Below are 5,161 nucleotides of genomic sequence, written 5' to 3' on the forward strand. Positions count from 1 at the left end.
CGTCTGCTCTTAATCGCTTTATGATTATGTTTGATGATCGTATTAGTAAGCATTTAATCTAAATGGCAGTTACACAGAATTCGGGATGGTCTCTTTTAATCATATTATGAAAATACTCTGGGGACGAATTCCCTTTGACTTTCATGATTATATGATAACTAGTAACCCACTTATTCAAGACGAATTGAACTTAAGTAGGTAATATTTATTATTAGACTTCTTGTAAAAGTATCAGTTCTTTTACGAAGTTACGAAACTACCTTAGATATTGAGCTATGTTCATAACATCATAAAAAACAATCTAGGAATTTTAATAAGACAGCCTAATGATAATGACCTACCTATCAGTTTAGCATCTGTACGCTCATTAAAGTCGTATCTAATACGGTTAGTTCGATGCCTGTATAGCGCACCGATCACTAATAGAATATGTATGGTAAGTACACCATGAAGTACACCGCGCCTATCTTATTGAGTTAAAACCTTGATACTCTTAGCCCACAGCCAAAGATTTAAATACTCACTAAGGAACCATCACAAATATAATGCCATAAAAAAACTGAGCGCATGGCTCAGTTTTTATTTTATGCTAAGTATCAGATACTTATTTTAATGGCACACCAATACGGTCAGCCACTTCTTCATAAGCTTCAATCACATCACCTAATGACTGACGGAAACGGTCTTTATCCAGCTTTTTCTTGGTATTCTTATCCCAGATACGGCAGCCATCTGGTGAGAACTCATCACCTAATACGATACGGTCGTGGAATACGCCAAATTCTAATTTAAAATCAACTAAAATCAAATCACCCGCATCAAACAATGCTTTGAGTACATCGTTGACTTGATAGGTCAGCTCTTCCATCTTAGCCAATTGTTCTTTGGTTGCCCAGCCAAGAGATACAGAGAGCGACTCATTGACCATCGGATCACCTAGCGCATCATCTTTATAAAAAAGCTCATACGTTGGCGGTGTCAATGCTTGCCCTTCTTCTAAGCCCAAACGACGTACCAAACTACCAGCGGCAAAGTTACGCACCACGCACTCTACAGGAATCATATCCAAGCGCTTGACCAATACTTCGTCGTCAGACAATTGCTTTTCAAAATGCGTCTCGATACCAGCATCAGACAATTTTTGCATGATAAAAGCATTAAAGCGGTTATTCACCACGCCTTTACGCGCCAATTGTTCGATACGCTTACCATCAAGCGCTGAGGTATCATCACGGAAGTGTAAAATCAGAAGATCATTGTCTTCTGTTTCGTAGACAGATTTGGCTTTGCCTTTATACAGCAGTTGTTGCTTTTGCATTATGGGGGTTCCTGTTCGTTCAAGCTTATGTGGTAAAAACGCGCAGCGACCGCTGACTCTTATTACAATATCGATATTATTTTAATCAATAATCATAAAAATCGGCGGTACAAATGAAGAAAGAAATTAGTTTGAAGGGCTACTAACAGCACGCTGAGGCTTTGGCAACTGATACTGATTACCTGACTCATTCTGTAGTTTAAGCGTGTTCGCGCCCACATTCGGTGTTGGGTACAAAGGCACGAAAGGCGCTGTTTCTTGAGCAGCCGGCAGCTCTATCGGTGCAAGCTTTTTGCTTTGTTGATAGTCTAAGCTGCCATTGTCGCGCTTTCCAAGCAGGCTCTTGGTCGCTTGGCAGCCGCTCAATACCAACGTACTACCCAAAACTAAGGTCAGCATTGCAGGAAGTAGTTTTGTCGTTTTTGATGATACTGTCATCATGTTGTCTCTCTGAGTTAGCAGTTATTGCTCATTTAGGCGATTGGCTTATCATGATAAGTTGACTTGTTGCTCTCTTGAATATTAATCGTCAAGCAACAAGTCTTAAATCGCTGAAGATCAGGTTATAGTATGTTTGCTCGAACCAACGCTTCATCAATAGTCGCATGATGTTGCTCTGCCAACCAAACGAGTGGTAAGCGTATCCCTTTATCAATCATGCCCATTTTATGTAGCGCATACTTAGCTGGAATAGGACTTGACTCGATGAATAAGTCACGATGTAGATGTTTGACTACGTCATGAATCTGACTAGCCGTTTCAAAATCACCACGCAAGCCAGCAGCGAAAGTCTCGCTCATGGCTTTTGGCGCCACGTTGGCAGTCACTGAGATATTGCCTTTACCACCTACTTTTAGTAGATCAAGCGCTGTGCCATCATCACCAGACAATACGACCATTCTGTCACCAACAGCTTTAATCAATTGCTCACCGCGACCAACAGAGCCTGTCGCATCTTTGATAGCAACGATATTGTCGATATCACATAAGCGCTCGACGGTCTCTTGGGCGATATCGACGACCGTGCGACCCGGTACATTATAGAGCATCTGAGGAATATTGACGGCTTTAGCAATGGCTTGATAATGCTGAAACAAGCCTTCTTGTGGCGGCTTATTGTAATAAGGGGCAACCAATAACGCACAGTCTGCACCAGCATCTGCTGCGTCTTGAGTCAGTTTAATCGCTTCTATGGTGTTGTTTGCACCAGTACCTGCGATGACTGGTACGCGACCTTTAACATGCTGGACAAAATAGCGAATGACATCGCTATGCTCTTGCATCGATAGGGTTGCCGACTCGCCAGTGGTGCCGACAGCAACGAGGCAATGCGTGCCCTGCTCGATCTGCCAGTCTATGAGGTCAGCCAGACGTTTATAATCAACTGTACCGTCAGGGTGCATGGGCGTTACCAAGGCTACCATTGAGCCTTGTAGTCGGGTTTTGATCTCGTCGTATGCTGTGCTCATAACCGTGCCTTACTGTATTATCCTAGCTTTTATTAAAGCTGTCACATGATAGGTCGTTTGCAAGTGCCAAAAATTTATATACGTTGATAAACGCTAATGACCAACCCTTGCTTGATGTTAATGCTGAAATTTTATTTATTATCATAACGTTTACATTATAAATTACTGCGTATTAAAGTGAGTATTGGCATTATCGATGCCAGTGACCGCAAATACCTGTTGCGCCATAAAATATAATAATAAAAACGCCTGCTAGTGTAGCATATTTTGATTTGACCGCTATCAATCAATTGATGATTCAAGCACAAATCAAAGACGAAAAAAGCTTTTTTTATTGCTAGAAACAATAAATATTGCTTCAAGTCTTTATTAATAATATACCGATAACTAAAGCACTCAGCAACGTATCAACACTGCTGAATGGTTTTGCCAATACTAGCGAATGGTCAACACATCGATGGTGGGACGATATAAGCGAAAAGGCAGGCCTCGCGTGCCTATACCGCTGCTGACGAATATTTAAATACATTATTTGCAGACTGATGCAATATCCGTTTGCGTATCTCTTATAGCGAGCGGTATTTATGATGAGCAATTATACTTTTCGGTGTTTTTCGGTATGCTGCTGTCCAAATCACTTCCTTATGGTTTTATCTATTCAATACGCAGACCAATAATAGCAGGGATGCCTTGTCGAATAATTTCTATCGTGACAACGCCCTTTTTGGGTAGGGATGAGATGGCGTCAGAGAAATCCGTTACTTTCTTAATAGGCTTTTGGTGAAAATTGGTAATGACATCACCTGCCAAAATCCCCGAGCGCGCGGCTAACCCTGTCGGATCAACCGTCGTGACCAACACCCCCGTTTTATTGTCTGTAGCAATCTCTGCTTGTTCATCTTTGGTCAAATCGCGCAAACGTAGGCCCAGTTGGACATCATCACTTTGCTGATCCCCACTTTGGGCTCTGACATCATTAGGTGCATAAGCAAGTTTACCGCTAATGATCATCTGCTTACCATTGCGCTGAATCTGTGCGCGAAATGGATCGCTTGGCTTTGCTCGGTTGAGCAGATTCAATAAGTCGGATGCTCGCATGATTTGTACATTATTGTACTGCAAGATAATGTCACCAGGTTTTAGACCTGCTTTTTGTGCTGGCGAGTCTGGAGAAACGCGGGTCAGCAAAGCGCCTTGTGGTTTATCCAATTTATAAGCTTCGGCCAGATTACGGTCAATATCTTGCGGATAGATACCCAAATATGCGCGAGCGACTTCACCGCTGGTCTTTAATTGCTCATAGATATCCATAGCAGCGTCAATTGGGATAGAGAATGATAGCCCCATGTAGCCGCCCGTCCCACTAAAGATACGCGAGTTGATACCAATCACCTCACCGCGCTGATTGAATAGAGGGCCACCTGAGTTGCCAGGGTTTAGCGCCACATCGGTTTGTATAAACGGCACACTGGTTTCGCGTGAGAAGCTGCGTGATTTGGCACTGACGATGCCAGCGGAGGCTGAATAATCAAAACCAAATGGTGAACCAATGGCTAGTACGGGCTCCCCTACTTTTAAGCTGTTTGAGTCGCCAATCGGTAGCGCGGGGAACTGAGTGCCTTCAACTTTTAGTACAGCCACATCTGAGCGCTCGTCGCTACCAATCAAGGTTGCATCAAGCTCGGTTCTATCATTAAGTGTGACGGTGATTTTGTCAGCGCCCTCGATGACGTGATGATTGGTCAGCATATAGCCATTAGAGGTAATAAAAAACCCCGTACCATAAGCATGCTCTATCGCTGGCGTGACTGCTCGATCAGGAATGCGCACCCGATCGCCAAAAAACTGCCGCAACACTTCAGCCGTTTGCGCCTTAGCAAGCTCAGCCTCACTGACTGTCTTGGTGACGTTGACGCGCGCCACTGCTGGCGTCACTTGTTGAACTAGGCCAGAGAAATCAGCCGTGGTTACAGCCGCATGTGCATTGCTCATTGTGGTGACATTAATACTAGCCACCATCGCCGTACTCACAGCGAGCGCCAGCGCACTGCGCTGTAACCAAAGTCGCATATCGACAGTGGTTCGTGATTTAAACATATTGATAGGCATATTGTCCTCCATATGAATGGTCATTATTATTGTTGGTAATTAGATGATGGTACTCGATAACGTCTTGCCTGACGCACATAACCCCAATCGTTATTGGTCAGCGTTCTTATATTTGCTTATATAGTGAATTCAGTATAAAAACGATACAGTGGGACTGGGATAAATTTTTCGCAGCATCGAGCAGCGTAGGCACAGCACGCAAGGAAAATTTAGACCAGTTCCACCTTGATATATAATGTATCTGTTTTATTTAGGATTGACTATA

General features: G+C 43.3%; 4 protein-coding genes. All 4 read right to left on the minus strand.

Going from position 1 to position 5,161, the window contains the following annotated elements; all coding sequences use genetic code 11:
* Window positions 1-604 precede the first annotated feature (604 nt).
* Complete coding sequence (purC, locus tag BLR43_RS13130; protein WP_057757995.1) at window positions 605-1,318, minus strand: phosphoribosylaminoimidazolesuccinocarboxamide synthase; 714 nt, start codon at window positions 1,316-1,318, stop codon at window positions 605-607.
* A 126-nt stretch (window positions 1,319-1,444) separates the two neighbouring features.
* Complete coding sequence (locus BLR43_RS13135; protein ID WP_227674193.1) at window positions 1,445-1,759, minus strand: hypothetical protein; 315 nt, start codon at window positions 1,757-1,759, stop codon at window positions 1,445-1,447.
* Window positions 1,760-1,881: 122 nt separating this feature from the next.
* Window positions 1,882-2,787 (minus strand): 4-hydroxy-tetrahydrodipicolinate synthase, encoded by a 906-nt coding sequence (gene dapA, locus BLR43_RS13140; RefSeq protein ID WP_093071436.1) that lies wholly within the window; start codon window positions 2,785-2,787, stop codon window positions 1,882-1,884.
* Window positions 2,788-3,441: 654 nt separating this feature from the next.
* Window positions 3,442-4,857 carry a Do family serine endopeptidase gene (locus BLR43_RS13145; protein WP_379542908.1) on the minus strand — a complete coding sequence of 472 codons (1,416 nt, stop codon included), beginning with the start codon at window positions 4,855-4,857 and terminating at the stop codon, window positions 3,442-3,444.
* Window positions 4,858-5,161 lie beyond the last annotated feature (304 nt).

Source organism: Psychrobacter pacificensis, from assembly GCF_900101915.1.
Lineage (GTDB): Bacteria > Pseudomonadota > Gammaproteobacteria > Pseudomonadales > Moraxellaceae > Psychrobacter > Psychrobacter pacificensis.

Bases quoted from the DNA above. Each gene is read 5' to 3' on its own strand.
- purC (WP_057757995.1), bottom strand. From the start codon at position 1,318: ATGCAAAAGCAACAACTGCTGTATAAAGGCAAAGCCAAATCTGTCTAC.
- BLR43_RS13135 (WP_227674193.1), bottom strand. From the start codon at position 1,759: ATGATGACAGTATCATCAAAAACGACAAAACTACTTCCTGCAATGCTG.
- dapA (WP_093071436.1), bottom strand. From the start codon at position 2,787: ATGAGCACAGCATACGACGAGATCAAAACCCGACTACAAGGCTCAATG.
- BLR43_RS13145 (WP_379542908.1), bottom strand. From the start codon at position 4,857: ATGCGACTTTGGTTACAGCGCAGTGCGCTGGCGCTCGCTGTGAGTACG.